The following is a 17,393-nucleotide window of genomic DNA, read 5'->3' on the forward strand; positions in this document are numbered from 1 at the left end:
GGAGGTGGCTGTTTAATGAAGAAGAAAACGAAAACGGTCCTTTTTTTACCCTTTTTGCAAATTCCCTCTGGTCACCACCATGCAGCGAATGCCTTAATGGAGGGGATTCACCATCACTGTCCGGAGATAAAATGTGAGAAGGTCGACATCCTTTCCTATAGTTATGGGAAAACGGAATCGCTTGTTTCAAACATCTATCTTCATTGGATTCAAACTTTACCTAGCTTATATAATGCTATATATAAAATGTCAGTCTGCAAGAATAGAGAGAAGCCGAAGCAATATCGATTATATGAGGTTTTGTTTCTTTCGTTCATGAAAAGGCTAGTAAACGAAAAAACGCCTGACTTGATTGTGTGTACCCATGCCTTACCAGCGTATATGTTGAATTATCTAAAAAGAGAAATAGGATTGTCGATTCCTGTAATCAATGTGTATACCGATTACTTTATCCATCGTTTTTGGGGTATAGAAGAAATTGATTTTCACTTTGTAGCTTCACAGCAAATGAAACAATTTTTAATCAAAAAAGGGGTGGAGGAAGAGAGGATTTTCATAACAGGGATTCCTGTTCATTCAAAGATAAGGAAGAGCTGTGTACAACCACTCCAAAATAAAAAAAACGTGCCGACAGTATTGATTGCGGGAGGGAACCTAGGGGTTGGGGCTATCGAGGAACTTATTCAAAAAGTAGCGAGGCTGAAACCGCCTTATCAGCTCCGGTTTATCGTCTTATGTGGAAAAAATCAGCGGTTATATGAAAAACTAAAATCAATGGGTGAGACCAATATTTCCCCTTACTCCTATATCAATTGTATGGAGAAAATGAATCTTCTTTATGATCGGGTGGATGCGATTATCACCAAACCTGGAGGGGTCACAATCAGTGAATGTCTATTTAAACGGAAACCTATTTTTATTTACAACGCCCTGCCAGGACAAGAAAAAGTGAACCTAGAAGAGCTACTAGACTCAGGTTTAGTCTACCAGTTAGACCAGGAGAGGATACAGGAGCAGATAGTAACTGTCCTCCAGGATACACAAAGGCATCGTCATTATCAAAATCAAGTCGAAAAATTTCACGCTCAGCTTCATGGAAAGGAACCCTCTAAAATCATTGCTGACTTATTATTGTGAAAACATTCTTTTTTAGCAAAATATCATCCCTTAATGCTGTATAAACTGGTAGAATTTAAATTGAAATAGAGAATACATACGGGGAGAGGTCAAAATGAAAACAGATGTTCAAATCGCACAAGAAGCGAAGATGGTTCCGATTACAGAGGTCGCCGATTATCTTGGAATAGACGAACATGAATTAGAGCCATATGGTCGTTATAAAGCAAAAGTTTCATTAGACGTTCTTGATCGCCTTGAAGATAGACCAGACGGGAAGCTCATACTCGTAACTGCGATTAACCCGACTCCTGCAGGAGAGGGAAAGACAACAATTAATGTTGGTCTGTCAATGGGATTAAATAAAATTGGAAAGAAAACGGTCACGGCCTTAAGGGAGCCTTCATTGGGACCAGTATTTGGAATTAAGGGTGGTGCCGCTGGGGGCGGATATGCTCAGGTTGTCCCAATGGAAGATATAAATCTTCATTTTACAGGAGATTTCCATGCCATCACTTCTGCACATAATCTACTAGCTGCCATGCTTGACAACCATATTCACCAAGGAAACAATCTTCAAATTGACCCTAAAAGAATTGTCTGGAAAAGAGTCCTCGACACAAATGATCGAGCACTAAGGAATGTAATCATCGGGCTAGGTGGTAGGATGGATGGTTTTGTTCGCCAGAGCGGCTTCGATATTACCGTTGCTTCAGAAATTATGGCCATCCTCTGCTTAGCAACAAGCCTTTCAGATCTGAAAAAGCGCCTTTCAAGGATGGTCATTGCTTATAATCATGCTGGACAAGCGGTTACTGCTGGGGATTTAGAAGCAACAGGTGCAATGGCTTTATTACTAAAGGACGCCATCATGCCCAATTTAGTTCAAACGATTGAAAATACTCCTGCCTTTATTCACGGAGGTCCGTTTGCCAATATCGCCCATGGCTGCAACTCTGTTATGGCGACGAAAATATCCCTGAAACTGGCTGATTACGTGGTCACAGAAGCAGGCTTTGGTGCCGACCTAGGTGCTGAGAAATTTTTTAATATAAAGTGTCGAGATGCCGAGCTAAAGCCGGACGCAGCTGTAATCGTCGCGACGATTCGTGCACTTAAAATGAATGGCGGCGTTGCCAAAAGTGATTTAGGCTATGAAAATCTATCTGCATTAGAAGTTGGTATCGTGAATCTAGAAAGACACATCGAGAATATTCATAAATTTGGTGTCCCTAGTGTTGTAGCGATTAACAAGTTCCCGACTGATACTGATGCAGAGATTGCGTTGTTAAAAGAAAAGTGTGCGGCCCAAGGAGTAGAGGTCGTGCTTGCTGAAGTGTTTACAAAAGGTGGAGAAGGGGCAGTAGAACTGGCGAGCAAAGTGGTACAGATTTGTGAAACGACTTTAGCCAATTACGCTCCATTATATGATGTTGAGGGTTCCATTGAAGAAAAAATCACGAAAATCGCAACGGAAATTTACCGTGCTGAAAGAGTGGAGTTTACTTCAGTAGCTAAGAAACAGATTTCACAGTTATCTACCTTAGGCTATGATAAATTAGCGATTTGTATGGCAAAAACGCAATACTCATTTTCAGATAACCCGACGTTGCTTGGCGCCCCAACAGGATTCACTCTAACAGTGAGAGAAGTGAAGGTATCGGCGGGGGCAGGCTTCATTGTTGCTCTAACCGGAGACATTATGACCATGCCTGGTTTACCTAAAATACCTGCCGCAAATGGAATGGATATTACGGAAAGTGGAGAAATTATTGGACTTTCATAATACAAGGAAACTGGATGGTGTTAACCATCCGGTTTTTTGTCTAAAGTGAATTTTAGAAGGGCACGAAGGAAATAATCATAGAGGGATAATAGACCGAATGGAGGTGTGTGAATGACACATCAAGTTTCTAAATTTGATTTACATACGCATCATGAACGCTGTGGCCATGCGAGGGGGAAAATAAGGGATTATATTGAAGCTGCCATCGAAAGGGGCTTGAACACAATCGGAATTGCGGATCATTCTCCGTTTTTCTCGTATGAAGAGGATCAGGCATTCCCTAAGATTAGCATGGCCAAAAGCGAATTTCCAGTGTACGTAAAAGAAGTACAAAAATTGAAGCAAGAGTACGAAGGAAAAATAGAAGTTCTTCTAGGAATTGAAGCAGATTTTTTTCCGGAACATATTGAACGTTATCGACCGTATTTTGACCGTTATCCATTTGATTATATCATTGGCTCGGTTCATCAAGTCGATGGGATTAGTATCTTTAATAAAAGACGATGGAACAGGCTAAATGAGCAACAACAAGTTCAAACGAAGGAAACCTACTATCAGCTGATTGAACATTCGGCACGTAGCGGAATGTATCAAATCTTAGGTCATATAGATGCGATGAAAGGCTTCTATCCAGAGTTTTCAAATATCCAAACTGACGTTGTTGAAAAAACGCTAAAAGTGATTGGTGAAAATGATGTAGCTATTGAAATTAATACCTCTGGAAAAACAAAGGATGTTGGTGGTTGGTATCCGTCTGATGTTATGCTGGAGCAAGCCAATCACTATGGCGTCAAGGTTACGTTCGGTTCAGATGCCCATGATCCAGAAAGGGTGGGCGATGAATTTGAACTTGTTGCTAAACGGCTCAAAGAAATTGGGTTCAAAGAATGGTGTTTCTTTAGACAGAAAGAACGGGTCATCGTGCCGCTTTAACATGTTTTGTATCGTAAACTCTACACCTTCCCTAAAAGCTCTTTCGTGATAACGAAAGGGCTTTTTAATATTGTCTAGGAAATTATAAAAAGTTAAGGGTGTGGATAATTATTGTACTGTTTTTTTTATTTTTTATCCAGCTCTAGCGGCTAGTGTCCTTCGCTCTCCTAGTAAAAATCGGCTTTTGGATTTTTACCGCCCTACGATAAGTCAAGCACGAATGCGCTAACGTATTTCGTGTTTCCTATATCTCAGTTGGAGCGCTCCAGGCCATACGCCGCTGAACAGGGCGCTTGCGCTTTTGTTCTGGTAAATGGCCCTTTTTTCCTCCTAAAGAATCAATTTTCACAAAATTTCTCGCAATAATATTGACAAATCCTATGTGTATGGTAGGATTAATTTTATCAAAGCAATTAATTAACTACATCGGGGAGGAGGGCGAACTAACTTGAAACCGTCGGAGTGGCAGGAAGTATCGGAACATGTGGAGAGAATGCTCCAGAGCGTCAAATATGGATCTATTACCTTGGTGATTCAAGATGGAAAAGTCATTCAAATTGAGAAGAACGAAAAGGTTCGTCTTCAATCAAATAAACGCGCTGACTAGACAAACTAGAGGCGGTCTATTCCTTTTAAGGGGTAGGCCGCCTTTTTTAACAGAAAGGTGGTTTCCAAAATGAGTAACGCTGTAACCTATGAAGAATGGAGTTCTATTTCGGATACTTTTCCGGTTGATGACAAGACAAAAGGGGCACTTGGTGTTTTGGAATGGGCTTATCGGGTTTATCCGGAAAACCAAATTGTTTATGCTTCAAGTTTTGGTGCTGAAGCAATTGTCCTAATTGATTTAATTCAGCAAGTGAAACATGATGCTCATATCGTGTTTTTAGATACAGCTCTCCATTTTCCAGAAACGTATGATGTGATTAAAAAAATTCAAGAAAAGTTTCCAACTCTTCGGATTGAAATGAAAAAGCCAGAACTATCGCTCGATGAGCAGCGAGAGAAGTTTGGGTCCGCACTTTGGAAGCGAGATCCAAATAAATGCTGTGAAATTCGCAAAGTCATTCCACTGCGAGAGACATTAAGCGCAAAGCAAGCATGGATTTCAGGACTTCGCAGAGAGCAGTCACCAACAAGAGCGAATACAGAGTTCGTCAATAAAGATGATAAATTCAAGAATATTAAACTATGTCCGTTGATCCATTGGACATGGGACGAAGTATGGGACTACATTCGTGAAAAAGATTTGCCATATAACCAATTGCATGATCAAAACTACCCAAGTATAGGTTGCTTTCCCTGTACACAGCCCGTCGGAGATGATGGAGATTCGCGAGCTGGACGGTGGTCAGGAAGTGGGAAAACGGAGTGTGGCTTGCACACCTAAAAGATTAGTAGAGTATAACCTGCAACTTAGGAAAAGGAGGAGATTCCCATGCTGACCATTATTGCCATAGCGATTGGCTTATTTTTTGCAGTGAATATTGGCGCTAGTGGGGCAGCAGCATCCATGGGAATCGCCTACGGTTCAGGAGTAGTAAAAAAACGAATGGCCTTGTTTTTATGTGCCATTGTCGTTTTTCTAGGTGCATGGCTTGGTGGTGGGGAAGTTGTAAAGACAATCGGGAGTGGAATTGTTCCAAGTTCTACTTTTACGATCCAAGTGGCCTTAATTGTTTTAGCTTCGGCAGCTTTATCATTATTCTTTGCAAACCTTTTTGGGATTCCGCTATCGACTAGTGAAGTAGCTGTTGGTTCTGTGGTCGGCGTAGGGATTGTGTATCAGTCTATCTTTGTTGGCAAGCTGGTATGGATTATGCTTTTTTGGCTCCTAACCCCAATAGTTGCCTTTTTCGCTGCCATTCTCTCAACCTATTTTTTAAAAAGCAAATGGGTAAAAGGGTTGTTGAAAATGCCAAAAGCTGTGCCTGTTTTATCTGTTCTTGTAGTAGTAATGGGACTATTTGAAGCATTTGCGGCTGGGATGAATAATGTTGCGAATGCGGTAGGTCCGTTAGTTGGGGCCGAAATCATGTCAACCGAAAATGGGATTCTTTATGGTGGCTTATTCGTAGCAATAGGCGCACTAGTTCTTGGTTATCGCGTACTTGAAACAAATGGGAAAAAGATTACCACATTGAAATTAGAAGAGGGTTGCGTTATTTCTGGAACGGGAGCAAGCATTGTAACGGTAGCTTCTATATTTGGTATACCGGTTCCATTAACACAAATTACGACTTCATCTATTATTGGGATTGGTTTTGCCAAACAGGGGAAATCAGTATTGCAGAAAGATATTGTTGTAAAACTCTTAACGGTATGGATTGTTTCCCCTGTGCTTTCGATGGTCCTTTCCTATACACTTATTCAACTTTTAATTGAAAAAAATATTTATCCTGTTATTGCCATGGTTGGCGTTTTGATTTCCGTATTTGGTGTGTTGTTTTTAATGAAAAGACCAAACTCAGAGACTCCTATCACTGAGATTGAATAGAAACTAATTATAAACGAGTAAAGAAAGGTTGATTATTACATGTCATTATTACCTAATCCACATGGTGGAAAGCTTATTCAAAACTTTGATCCTTCTTATAACATAGAAGGGATTGAGAAAGAAATTTTAATTGATGCTATTGCTCTAAGTGATTTGGAATTAATCGGAGTGGGTCTATTTAGTCCCCTAACTGGGTTCCTTGGGAAAGAAGATTATGAGTCAGTTGTCAGCGAAATGCGTTTAAAAGACAATACCATTTGGACCATCCCTGTCACCCTTCCTGTTTCAACAGAGGTAGCCGAAACACTTGAGGTAGGAGAACAATATAAATTAAAGTATGAAAATGATGTATATGGAGTGATCAAGGTCTCTGAATTGTTTGAGCCAGACTTAACAAAAGAAGCGCGTGAGGTTTACAAAACAGAAGAACTGGCCCATCCAGGGGTAAAGCGTTTGTTTGAAAGAGGTTCTGTTTACGTTGCTGGGGAAGTGACTCTTGTTAAAAAGCCAGAAAAGGGTGTTTTCGGAGACGTTTGGCTAGAGCCAAAAGAAACGCGTGCTTTGTTTGAAGAGAAAGGTTGGAAGACCGTGGTTGGCTTCCAAACGAGAAATCCGATTCACCGTGCCCATGAGTATATTCAAAAAGCTGCACTTGAAACGGTTGATGGTCTATTTGTAAATCCACTAGTTGGTGAGACAAAGTCGGATGATATCCCAGCCGATGTTCGTTTAAAAAGCTACAAGGTTCTACTAGAAAACTATTATCCTACTGAACGTGTTCAGCTAGGCGTGTATCCTGCGGCGATGCGTTATGCTGGTCCAAGAGAAGCAATTTTCCATGCGATTGCTCGTAAAAACTTTGGCTGCACCCACTTTATCGTGGGTCGAGACCATGCTGGAGTTGGAAACTATTATGGCACATATGATGCTCAATATATTTTCAGCAATTTCACTGAGGAAGAGCTAGGAATCAAACCGTTATTCTTTGAGCATAGCTTTTATTGCACGAAATGTGAGGGAATGGCATCAGATAAAACATGCCCGCATGGAAAAGAAGATCGGGTGATTCTTTCTGGTACAAAGGTTAGAGAACTATTGCGTGCGGGACAGTTACCACCTTCCACTTTCAGCCGAAAAGAAGTCGTGGAAGTGCTGATTGATGGGATGCGCGAAAAAACAACTGTGTAAGGAGAATGTAGGATGGGGAAATCAACCAATATTACTTGGCATGATGCAACAATTACAAAACAAGATCGGCATGCACAAAATGGACATGGTAGCTGTGTTCTGTGGTTTACAGGGCTATCAGGTTCTGGAAAGTCAACGATTGCAAATGCAGTATCCAATGAATTGTTTCGACAGGGAATCAATGAATATGTGTTAGATGGGGACAATATCCGCCATGGGTTAAATAAGGATTTGGGATTTTCTGAATATGATCGGACGGAGAACATCCGCCGAATTGGAGAAGTTGCGAAGCTGTTTGTGGACAGTGGTAAAGTTGTCACTACCGCTTTCATTTCCCCGTTTCGGTCCGACCGCGATCAGGTTAGATCCATCTTTACGGATAATGAATTCATTGAGGTTTTTGTTGATTGCCCATTAGAAGAATGTGAACGGCGCGATCCAAAGCAGCTATATGCAAAGGCTAGAGCAGGTGAGATCAAGGATTTTACAGGGATTGATTCTCCCTATGAAGCACCGGAACAACCAGAAATCACAATTCATTCCAATGAGGTATCTGTTGAAGATGCTGTTCAACTCGTATTAGGTTACTTACAGGATAAAAATATTATATAATGTAGGAATCATGTTACGATTAATCTGTACTTACAGCTGTAGAAGAAAGGGGCATATCATATGAAGGCGATTCTTTATGTTGGTCACGGAACACGATCGAAGAAGGGGGCCGAAGAGGCGAAGGCCTTTTTACAAAGGGTCATAAATCAGGTAGATGATGCCCCAATTCAAGAAATTAGTTTTCTTGAGTTAACACCACCATTCATTGACCAAGCCTTTAAACGATGTGTCGAAAGAGGGGCGACCGAGATTACGGTCGTGCCTCTCTTCCTTTTGGCTGCTGGCCATATTAAAAAAGATATTCCTGAAGCGCTGTTAAAATCACAAGAGAATTACCCAGCTATTCAGGTGGAAATGAAAGACCCATTTGGGGTTCAAGATGAAATTCTTGATGCTGTAGAAGAATTGGTTTTAAGTGTTGTAGAGGATATATCACCGGAGGACTCTGTCCTAATCGTTGGTAGAGGTAGTAGTGATCCAAGCATACATAAGGCCTTTGCGGAGATTGCTGATGGATTGGGTAGGCGCATAGGAACAGATAAGGTATCGGTATGCTACCTCGCTGCCGCTAGTCCTAATTTTGAAGAAGGACTTGAGACAGTCTCTCAGCGGACAACTGGGAAAGTGATTGTGATTCCCTATTTATTGTTTTCGGGCCTTTTATTAAGCGAAGTGATACAGAATGTACGAGCAAGACAAAGGAGTGGTGAAACCATTTATTGCACTGGTCCATTGACCGAGCATCGTGCAATTGAAAAGCTCTTTATCAAGCAAATCTTGAAGGATGAAAAATAGGCTTGTAATAATTTCAAATAGAAACTTTGCTCACTAGAATTTGTAAAACACTTTGTATAATGGGCAGAAAAAAAGCTTGGAGAGCCACTCCCAAGCTTTTTTTGTATTTGTGGATGCAACAACTCTATTTACCTGTCCAATCACTTAACTCTAGATAAATAGGATGCGCCTTGATCGATAATTTGATAGTTTTTATGAGAAACAACGGTTATGGGGGTTTCGATATTTAATTTCAATGCGTCATTTTTACTGACATTTACGATAACGCTTTCATTTCTGACAATCGTTACTTCACCAACAATGATCCTGCCGTTTCGAACAAAACGGACTTTGTCTCCGCACTCTGCTATTCCTCTTTGTTTCATCACATACTCATTTGAAGTTTCCAATTTCCTCATCGCTCCTTACATAATGTGGATGCATGAATTTTAGGTCGTACATGTTTACCTATTTTGTTAGAGGGGTGTAAAAAAACAAGAATAGATAAACATGAACTATAGTTCAAGTATTCCATATGACGCATATTTCGTCAAGAGAAACTGAACTTTGGTTCATATATAACTTTTGTGATATATTATTGTTGAGGTGATTTTTTTTATGAATGACCAGGAAAGTAACCAACTTATTGGACAATTCCCTTCCGTTCCAAAACAAGAACGTGCCTATCAGAAAAGGCAAGCTCTACTTGAAAGTGGACGGATCTTGTTTATCGAAAAAGGATTCGAACATACAACCGCAAAAGAGATTGCAGCCCACGCTAATGTCGCTACTGGGACTTTTTATCGTTATTTTTGTGACAAACGCCAGCTCTTGATGGAGCTTATAAAGGATCAGCTAGAGCGGTTCATGCCTCCAAGACCAAGCTGGTTGAATCATAATGACCCTGAAATGGTTTTAGCTGAACAATTAGAAAGCCATTATAACCGGCTCGAAAAATTAGGACTCCATCGGGTACTTCCAGAACTACTTCCGCATGATCCGGAATTAACGGAAGTATTTGCTGAAGCTAGAATGAAGCTTCACGAAAGTATATATGAAGGGCTAAAACAAGCTAAAGAGTTAGGATTTACTTGGAATGATTTAGACTTAAGGTCAGTTGCTTGGTCGATTATTGTTCTAACTGAAAACATCCCTAAAATGAAGATAGAGACTAAGGCTAGTCCTGATTATCTTGTTATTGCAAAAATAATTTGCCGCATGGTATTCCCACCAGGTGTTCTATTAAAATTAAAATCAGCTAGTGTATCAAATGGTGAGGACCTTTAAAGTAAATCCTTTCATAAGAAAATTTCTATACGAAAGGAAAATGTTAATTGTTATCATATATTATTCTCTTTAACGCTAGATAGTACCTATTACAACGAAAAACATAGATAAATTAACCGTACAGTAAATAGTGTACGGTTATTTGTGTTCAAAAAATTTTACAGTTGTATATAGCGAATGTTCGGATTTGTTTACAAGTCCAATAATAAATTGGACTGAGTGAATTGTATTTTTACATGTTTATAGCACGCTAGTCCCTTAATAGGCGTTTATAAATAAAATTGGCACAGAACTTGCTTTTATATAGCTGAGTCCATCATAAAAATTACTAATTAAAAGGGGGAAAAGTGTTTGAGAAAACTGTCCATTTCATTTTTTGTAAGCGTTTTATTATTGGGTGTACTAGCTGGTTGTTTGAATAAACAGACAGCAACTGAAGGGAATTCAGGGAAAGGTTCACAGGAAACGTTTAAATGGGTTGCACACTCCCCTTGGCCGGAGGGTACTGCACTTCAATTATTAGCTGAGCAGATTGCCACCGATATTACAGAGGCATCTGGTGGTCGGCTTGTAGTAGAAATGCATGCAGCAGGAGAGATTGTTCCGCCGACGGAGTTACTAGATGCGGTTGAAAACGGGACTGTGGATGCCATCCACAGTTGGGATGGTTATTGGGTTGGAAAAATTCCGCAGGTTGCTTTATTTGCTTCAGTTCCAATGGGGATGAATGAGCAGGAATATCTTGGGTGGATTACGACTGGTGAAGGTCGAGAACTGTGGCAAGAGGCTTATGATAAAGCTGGTTACAATTTAAAAGTCTTAGACTCCGGCCCTGGAACACCTGAAATTTTTTATCACTCGAATGTTCCCATTCGTACACTTGAAGATTTTAAAGGACTTAAGGTAAGGGCTGTAGGTGATTGGGGAGCTATCTTGGAACGAGTAGGGGCTTCTGTTGTATCCATTAGTAGTCCGGAGCTTTATCAATCGCTAGAGCGTGGAGTAGTAGATGCGGTAGAATTTTCGGGTCCTGCATCCAATTTGCCATTGGGTTTTCATGAAATTGCAAAGTACCTGATCACACCATCCATCCATCAACCATCTAGTGTGTCCAGTTTTATTATTAATCAAGAAAAGTGGGATGAGCTTCCAGAGGACTTAAAGCAAATTGTCCGTCTTGCAACAGAGAATATGTGGGGGAAAGGGTTCGCGATGGTTGCAAAGGAAGATTTTGAAGCGATGGACGAATATCGAAAACTAGAAGAAGCAGGCAAGATTGAGATTATTGAATTCGAAGAAGAATCGCAAAAGGAACTAAAAGGGATTATCGATAAGTATTACGAGGAACGTGCCGCTGATGATGAGTTATTTAAACGAATCTGGGATTCTCAACAAGACTATTTAGTGGAATATAAGTACTGGAAAGACTTAATGACACCAAAATATTAATGTAGAAGGAACTATGTAACCATGCAGTAACCACAGGTGTGGACTACTGCTTGGTTTACTTTTTATTGGATTATGTAAAGGTGGTGTATAGGTGATAAAAAAAATTGTGCATTTCTTAGAAGCATTGGGAGAATGGGCCGGGAAAATTTCGAGTTGGTTGATCCTTATTTTAATATTTACCTTAGTGTATGAGGTAATCAGCCGACATTTATTTAATAAACCAACCTTTTGGTCCTATGATATTAGCTATATGCTTGGAGGTTCTGCAGCTTTTCTAGGCATGGCCTGGGTGTTGAAAAACAGGCAACATGTTCGGGTGGATATCTTTTATGAGAAACTATCAGAACGAAATAAGGCAATTTTTGATATTGTTTTAAGTCTGTGCTTATTTTTCCCTCTCGTCATCTTTGGATTTAGTAATTCTTTGGATGCCGCTATTAATGCCTTTTTAAGAGAAGAAACAGCCGCAACAGGTTCATGGCGTCCATTAATTTATCCGTTAAGAATGGTTATTCCCATCTCCTTAGCTCTCCTCTTTCTACAAGGAGTGGCAGATATTATTCGAAACATTTATCAACTGCTAGGGAGGAGGATCTAAATGGATGGTCAATCAATCCTAGTATTTGTTTTGATGATTGCAGGGTTATTAGTAGGAATTTTCTCTGGATATTACTTATTTATTATCCTTGGTGGTTTGGGGTTAATCTTTGGTTATCTTTTTTGGAGTGAAACAGTCATCAATTTAGTTACAACCAGTGCTTTCACCGCCATGCAAAATTATACGATGTTGGCTGTTCCTTTGTTCATCTTTATGGGAAATATTATGGAGAAATCCGGTTTAGCTCATAAAATTTTTCATTCCCTCAGCATTCTTCTTGGTAAATTAAAAGGTGGCCTTGCTGTTTCTGCTCTATTAATCTCGTTATTATTTGCTGCGAGCACCGGGATAGTTGGAGCGACTGTTGTCACGATGGGACTCCTCTTTTTACCTGCCATGTTAGAAAGAAAGTATGATGTTAAATTGGCCACAGGGGTTATCACTTCTGGTGGGACGCTTGGAATTTTAATTCCTCCGAGTATCATGCTGATTGTCTATGGACCTTTAGCCCAAATTTCTGTTGGACAGTTATTCTATGCGGTTTTAATCCCAGGGATATTGTTAGGGATAACCTATATCGGTTACGTTTTAATCGTGGCCCATGTAAAACCGGATTCGGCACCTGCTATTCCAGAAGAGGAATTAGCACAATACACATTAAAAGATAAATTGATTGGGATTCTCCATATCTTACCAATCGCTGTAATTATTCTATCCGTTCTTGGATCAATATGGTTTGGGGTAGCTCCGCCAACGGAAGCAGCTGCACTCGGTTCTTTAGCTGCAATGATTGTGGCGCTTTGCTATGGGAAACTATCATTCACGGTGTTAAAAGAGACGCTATATAACACACTCCAAACCACTAGTATGATTTACGCGATTCTATTTTTAGGAACCTTTTTTGTAAGTGTGTTTATGCGCCTAGGTGGCGGGGATGTTGTGGAACAAGCGTTTACGTCATTGCCATTTAATAAATGGATGATACTAGCGCTAATGCTTTTGGTTGTTTTTATCCTAGGATTGTTGATGGATTGGGTCGCTTCGATATTGATTATTGTCCCAATTTTCACACCAATTGCTACTGGTCTTGGATTTGATCCAATTTGGTTCGCTGCGATGATTTGTATAATGTATCAAACATCGTTTATTACACCACCATTCGCACCAGCACTCTTCTATTTAAAAGGAGTTGCACCTAAAACAGTTAAAACTAAAGACATAATGAACGGTGCTTGGCCATTTGTGTGTCTACAGCTATTAGTATTAATACTTTGTGCGATATTCCCTGAACTAATCTTATGGCTGCCGAGTAAGATTATTGGTTAGGTCCAAAAATATTGCTTTCTTCTAAAATAAGTGTTTTCGATTGAAAGGAGTGAGTGGGAGAATGAATGTAGCGCATATGTTAGACCGACTAACTGGTGCTAGTCGAACGATTGATCCAGATAAAGTTGCTCTGATATTTGACACAGAACAAAGATGGACCTATCGAAAACTTGATGAGGTTTCCAATCGGTATTGTAACTCACTTATCGAACTAGGAGTTAAAAAGGGAGATCGAGTTGGGATTCTGTTATACAATTCATTAGAATACTGGGCGCTTTATTTTGCTATTGCAAAGTTAGGAGCGATTGCAGTGAGATTAAACTTCAGGCTATCTAGTGAAGAGTTTCGGTTTCTCTTAAACGACTCAGGGACGAAAATTCTTTGTTTTCATTCATCTTTAAAGAATGTACTGCACCCAATAAAAGATGAAGTGAGCGTTGAGGAATATATTTCATTAGATTATGAAGAAGTGCCAGGACCAGAATGGGCATTGGGATGGGATGTGCTAAATAGGGGAAGTACCAAACTAGAATTGAACGCAAGTATAGACATCACTGACCCTGTTATGTTGATGTATACCTCAGGTACTACAGGAAGACCAAAAGGGGCGATGTGGTCTCATAGCAATACTCTGTGGTTTTGTTCCATGCAAATCATGAAATGGGGAATACATGACAAGACAATTGTTATGACAACAGGACCGCTTTATCATGTTGGTGCCATGGAGGATTTTGCATTGCCAACGTTGCTCGCAGGAGGAACCATTATTATCATGAAGAGCGGGGACTTTCGTATTGAGCATGCACTAGGAATTGCAGAGCAAGAAAAAGCTACAGATATAATGTTTTTTCCATTTATGATTTATGAAATGCTCCATAAGACAACTGAACATGATTATCCACTCAAACATCTTCAGACGATTTATTCAGGAGGTGATCCAGTCCGCCCGTGGGCAATTGACCAACTACAAAAGCGTTATTCACAAATGGGTCTTGTTCAAGTTTACGGGCTAACAGAAGGAACCCCAATTGGGACGTCTTTGGATGGAAAAGATGCAAAGGAAAAAGGGCATACTGTCGGGAAACCTTTACCAATGGCTGAAGTGAAGGTAGTCAATGAACAAGGGCAAGATGTTCCGCACGGAGAAGTGGGTGAAATCTGTATTAAGAGCCCGGTGGTTTGTACGGGTTATTGGAATCGCCCTGATGCAAATGCAGTAACATTTGTAGATGGATGGTGTTTAACCGGGGATTTAGGCAAAATAGATGAGGACGGATTTTTAATCGTTTCTGGACGTAAAAAGGATATGATTCGTAGTGGCGGCGAAAATATCTATGCAGCAGAAATAGAAAATGTTCTTATGCATCACCCGGACATTTCGGATGTAGCTGTCATCGGGATTCCAGATCCAAAATATATAGAGGCGGTATGTGCCGTTATTATAATAAAAGAAAATAGTAACATTACGGAACATGATGTGGTTCACTATTGCAAGGAACACCTAGCGAGTTATAAAAAGCCCAAGAAGGTCTACTTTGTGGACCATATCCCGAGGACTGCTTCGGGGAAAATTCAAAAATATAAACTACGAGAAGAATATAAGGAAAAGGTATAGTCTAATTTGCTAGCAGGGTTTTAATTAAATGATAAAATAGGACTGTCTTTATCCTCTTTCTGGTAGGTAAAAAGCTATAGGGGATAAGGCAGTATTTTTTTAGGAAAGAAAGTAGCGAAAGAAAAACTTCTATTGTCAATTGTATCTGAAGATGTTATTCTAATTCAGCTGATTTCTTAGCCAATAAAATGGCATATAGGCAAAGATAGAATTCTTTAAATAAAGTGTTGACGGGATATTGGGTATGAGGTATATTAATAAACGTCGTCATAAACAAAGACCTCAAAACAACGAAAATACTATTGCTTAAAAACTTCATTTAAAAAACGTTTAAAAAACCTTTTAAAAGAAGTTGACTTTAAACGATAGATATGTTAAATTAATAAATGTCGCTTCTGAGCGAAATTGAAGTAATTGTTCTTTGAAAACTAAACAAACAAGCGTCAACAAACAATATTTATCATGTTTCTTCTATTAATATAGAAAAACATGAGCCGACGTTTTATTTTATGAGCTAATCACTCTTTATTGGAGAGTTTGATCCTGGCTCAGGACGAACGCTGGCGGCGTGCCTAATACATGCAAGTCGAGCGGATTTTTGGGAGCTTGCTCCCAAAGATTAGCGGCGGACGGGTGAGTAACACGTGGGCAACCTGCCTGTAAGACTGGGATAACTCCGGGAAACCGGGGCTAACACCGGATAATCCTTGTCTTCTCATGAGGACAAGTTGAAAGACGGTTTCGGCTGTCACTTACAGATGGGCCCGCGGCGCATTAGCTAGTTGGTGAGGTAACGGCTCACCAAGGCCACGATGCGTAGCCGACCTGAGAGGGTGATCGGCCACACTGGGACTGAGACACGGCCCAGACTCCTACGGGAGGCAGCAGTAGGGAATCTTCCGCAATGGACGAAAGTCTGACGGAGCAACGCCGCGTGAGCGATGAAGGCCTTCGGGTCGTAAAGCTCTGTTGTTAGGGAAGAACAAGTACCGGAGTAACTGCCGGTACCTTGACGGTACCTAACCAGAAAGCCACGGCTAACTACGTGCCAGCAGCCGCGGTAATACGTAGGTGGCAAGCGTTGTCCGGAATTATTGGGCGTAAAGCGCGCGCAGGCGGTCCTTTAAGTCTGATGTGAAAGCCCACGGCTCAACCGTGGAGGGTCATTGGAAACTGGGGGACTTGAGTGCAGAAGAGGAGAGTGGAATTCCACGTGTAGCGGTGAAATGCGTAGAGATGTGGAGGAACACCAGTGGCGAAGGCGACTCTCTGGTCTGTAACTGACGCTGAGGCGCGAAAGCGTGGGGAGCGAACAGGATTAGATACCCTGGTAGTCCACGCCGTAAACGATGAGTGCTAAGTGTTAGAGGGTTTCCGCCCTTTAGTGCTGCAGCAAACGCATTAAGCACTCCGCCTGGGGAGTACGGCCGCAAGGCTGAAACTCAAAGGAATTGACGGGGGCCCGCACAAGCGGTGGAGCATGTGGTTTAATTCGAAGCAACGCGAAGAACCTTACCAGGTCTTGACATCCTCTGACAACTCTGGAGACAGAGCGTTCCCCTTCGGGGGACAGAGTGACAGGTGGTGCATGGTTGTCGTCAGCTCGTGTCGTGAGATGTTGGGTTAAGTCCCGCAACGAGCGCAACCCTTGTCCTTAGTTGCCAGCATTCAGTTGGGCACTCTAAGGAGACTGCCGGTGACAAACCGGAGGAAGGTGGGGATGACGTCAAATCATCATGCCCCTTATGACCTGGGCTACACACGTGCTACAATGGATAGAACAAAGGGCAGCGAAGCCGCGAGGTCAAGCAAATCCCATAAATCTATTCTCAGTTCGGATTGCAGGCTGCAACTCGCCTGCATGAAGCCGGAATCGCTAGTAATCGCGGATCAGCATGCCGCGGTGAATACGTTCCCGGGCCTTGTACACACCGCCCGTCACACCACGAGAGTTTGTAACACCCGAAGTCGGTGGGGTAACACTTTTAGTGAGCCAGCCGCCTAAGGTGGGACAGATGATTGGGGTGAAGTCGTAACAAGGTAGCCGTATCGGAAGGTGCGGCTGGATCACCTCCTTTCTAAGGATAATGCCGTAAGGGCATTCGGAATGCGAATCTTTCGATTCGTAATGTTTGACTGCTTGTTTGTTTAGTTTTGAGAGTGCAATTCTCTCAAAGCTTTTTAATTTGTTCCTTGAAAACTAGATAATCGT

At 41.1% G+C, this 17,393-nt stretch carries 16 protein-coding genes and 1 rRNA gene; 15 read left to right on the top strand and 2 right to left on the bottom strand.

Features of this window, described 5'->3' with window-relative positions:
• The first annotated feature begins 15 nt into the window (after positions 1-15).
• From LG336_RS10790 to LG336_RS10800, 3 genes are all read left to right on the top strand, one after another.
• On the top strand, positions 16-1,137 hold the full coding sequence (locus LG336_RS10790) for a glycosyltransferase (RefSeq protein WP_404332551.1): 1,122 nt from the start codon (positions 16-18) through the stop codon (positions 1,135-1,137).
• A gap of 94 nt (positions 1,138-1,231) precedes the next feature.
• The gene (locus LG336_RS10795; protein WP_404332552.1) at positions 1,232-2,902 is read left to right on the top strand and encodes a formate--tetrahydrofolate ligase; all 1,671 of its coding nucleotides are present in this window, start codon (positions 1,232-1,234) and stop codon (positions 2,900-2,902) included.
• 111 nt (positions 2,903-3,013) lie between these two features.
• Entirely contained in the window at positions 3,014-3,835 is an 822-nt protein-coding gene (locus LG336_RS10800) for a histidinol-phosphatase (protein WP_404332553.1), read from the top strand.
• A gap of 417 nt (positions 3,836-4,252) precedes the next feature.
• Here the strand turns inward: LG336_RS10800 and LG336_RS10805 are convergent, their stop codons facing one another.
• Complete coding sequence (locus LG336_RS10805; RefSeq protein ID WP_404332554.1) at positions 4,253-4,345, bottom strand: CxxxxCH/CxxCH domain-containing protein; 93 nt, start codon at positions 4,343-4,345, stop codon at positions 4,253-4,255.
• Between LG336_RS10805 and LG336_RS10810 the strand changes: the two genes are divergently transcribed.
• From LG336_RS10810 to LG336_RS10835, 6 genes are all read left to right on the top strand, one after another.
• On the top strand, positions 4,320-4,442 hold the full coding sequence (locus LG336_RS10810; RefSeq protein WP_404332555.1) for a YezD family protein: 123 nt from the start codon (positions 4,320-4,322) through the stop codon (positions 4,440-4,442). The genes LG336_RS10805 and LG336_RS10810 overlap by 26 nt on opposite strands.
• 69 nt (positions 4,443-4,511) lie before the next feature.
• The gene (locus LG336_RS10815) at positions 4,512-5,225 is read left to right on the top strand and encodes a phosphoadenylyl-sulfate reductase (protein ID WP_404332556.1); all 714 of its coding nucleotides are present in this window, start codon (positions 4,512-4,514) and stop codon (positions 5,223-5,225) included.
• Between the two features lie 48 nt (positions 5,226-5,273).
• Entirely contained in the window at positions 5,274-6,332 is a 1,059-nt protein-coding gene (locus tag LG336_RS10820; protein WP_404332557.1) for an anion permease, read from the top strand.
• Positions 6,333-6,371: 39 nt separating this feature from the next.
• Positions 6,372-7,520 carry a sulfate adenylyltransferase gene (sat, locus tag LG336_RS10825; protein ID WP_404332558.1) on the top strand — a complete coding sequence of 383 codons (1,149 nt, stop codon included), beginning with the start codon at positions 6,372-6,374 and terminating at the stop codon, positions 7,518-7,520.
• Positions 7,521-7,532: 12 nt separating this feature from the next.
• Positions 7,533-8,132: an adenylyl-sulfate kinase gene (cysC, locus tag LG336_RS10830; protein WP_404332559.1), complete on the top strand. Its 600-nt coding sequence runs from the start codon at positions 7,533-7,535 to the stop codon at positions 8,130-8,132.
• Positions 8,133-8,192: 60 nt separating this feature from the next.
• Positions 8,193-8,927 (top strand): sirohydrochlorin chelatase, encoded by a 735-nt coding sequence (locus LG336_RS10835; protein ID WP_404332560.1) that lies wholly within the window; start codon positions 8,193-8,195, stop codon positions 8,925-8,927.
• Between the two features lie 140 nt (positions 8,928-9,067).
• Here the strand turns inward: LG336_RS10835 and LG336_RS10840 are convergent, their stop codons facing one another.
• Entirely contained in the window at positions 9,068-9,316 is a 249-nt protein-coding gene (locus LG336_RS10840; protein WP_404332561.1) for a DUF2187 family protein, read from the bottom strand.
• Between the two features lie 208 nt (positions 9,317-9,524).
• Between LG336_RS10840 and LG336_RS10845 the strand changes: the two genes are divergently transcribed.
• The 6 genes from LG336_RS10845 to LG336_RS10870 all read left to right on the top strand — a co-directional run bounded on the left by LG336_RS10845 (position 9,525) and on the right by LG336_RS10870 (position 17,259).
• A complete protein-coding gene (locus LG336_RS10845) occupies positions 9,525-10,193 on the top strand; it encodes a TetR/AcrR family transcriptional regulator (protein WP_404332562.1) in 669 nt (222 codons plus the stop codon).
• A 351-nt stretch (positions 10,194-10,544) separates the two neighbouring features.
• Complete coding sequence (locus LG336_RS10850) at positions 10,545-11,642, top strand: TRAP transporter substrate-binding protein (protein WP_404332563.1); 1,098 nt, start codon at positions 10,545-10,547, stop codon at positions 11,640-11,642.
• A 91-nt stretch (positions 11,643-11,733) separates the two neighbouring features.
• Entirely contained in the window at positions 11,734-12,240 is a 507-nt protein-coding gene (locus LG336_RS10855) for a TRAP transporter small permease subunit (RefSeq protein WP_404332564.1), read from the top strand.
• Positions 12,241-13,566 carry a TRAP transporter large permease subunit gene (locus tag LG336_RS10860; protein WP_404332565.1) on the top strand — a complete coding sequence of 442 codons (1,326 nt, stop codon included), beginning with the start codon at positions 12,241-12,243 and terminating at the stop codon, positions 13,564-13,566. It begins immediately after the preceding gene.
• A 61-nt stretch (positions 13,567-13,627) separates the two neighbouring features.
• Positions 13,628-15,181, top strand: coding sequence for a class I adenylate-forming enzyme family protein (locus tag LG336_RS10865; protein ID WP_404332566.1), 1,554 nt, complete (start codon positions 13,628-13,630; stop codon positions 15,179-15,181).
• Between the two features lie 525 nt (positions 15,182-15,706).
• A 16S ribosomal RNA gene (locus LG336_RS10870) occupies positions 15,707-17,259 on the top strand.
• The last annotated feature ends 134 nt before the right edge of the window (positions 17,260-17,393 follow it).

The organism is Mesobacillus maritimus (genome assembly GCF_044803185.1).
In the GTDB taxonomy this organism is placed as follows: Bacteria; Bacillota; Bacilli; order Bacillales; family Cytobacillaceae; genus Mesobacillus_B; species Mesobacillus_B maritimus_B.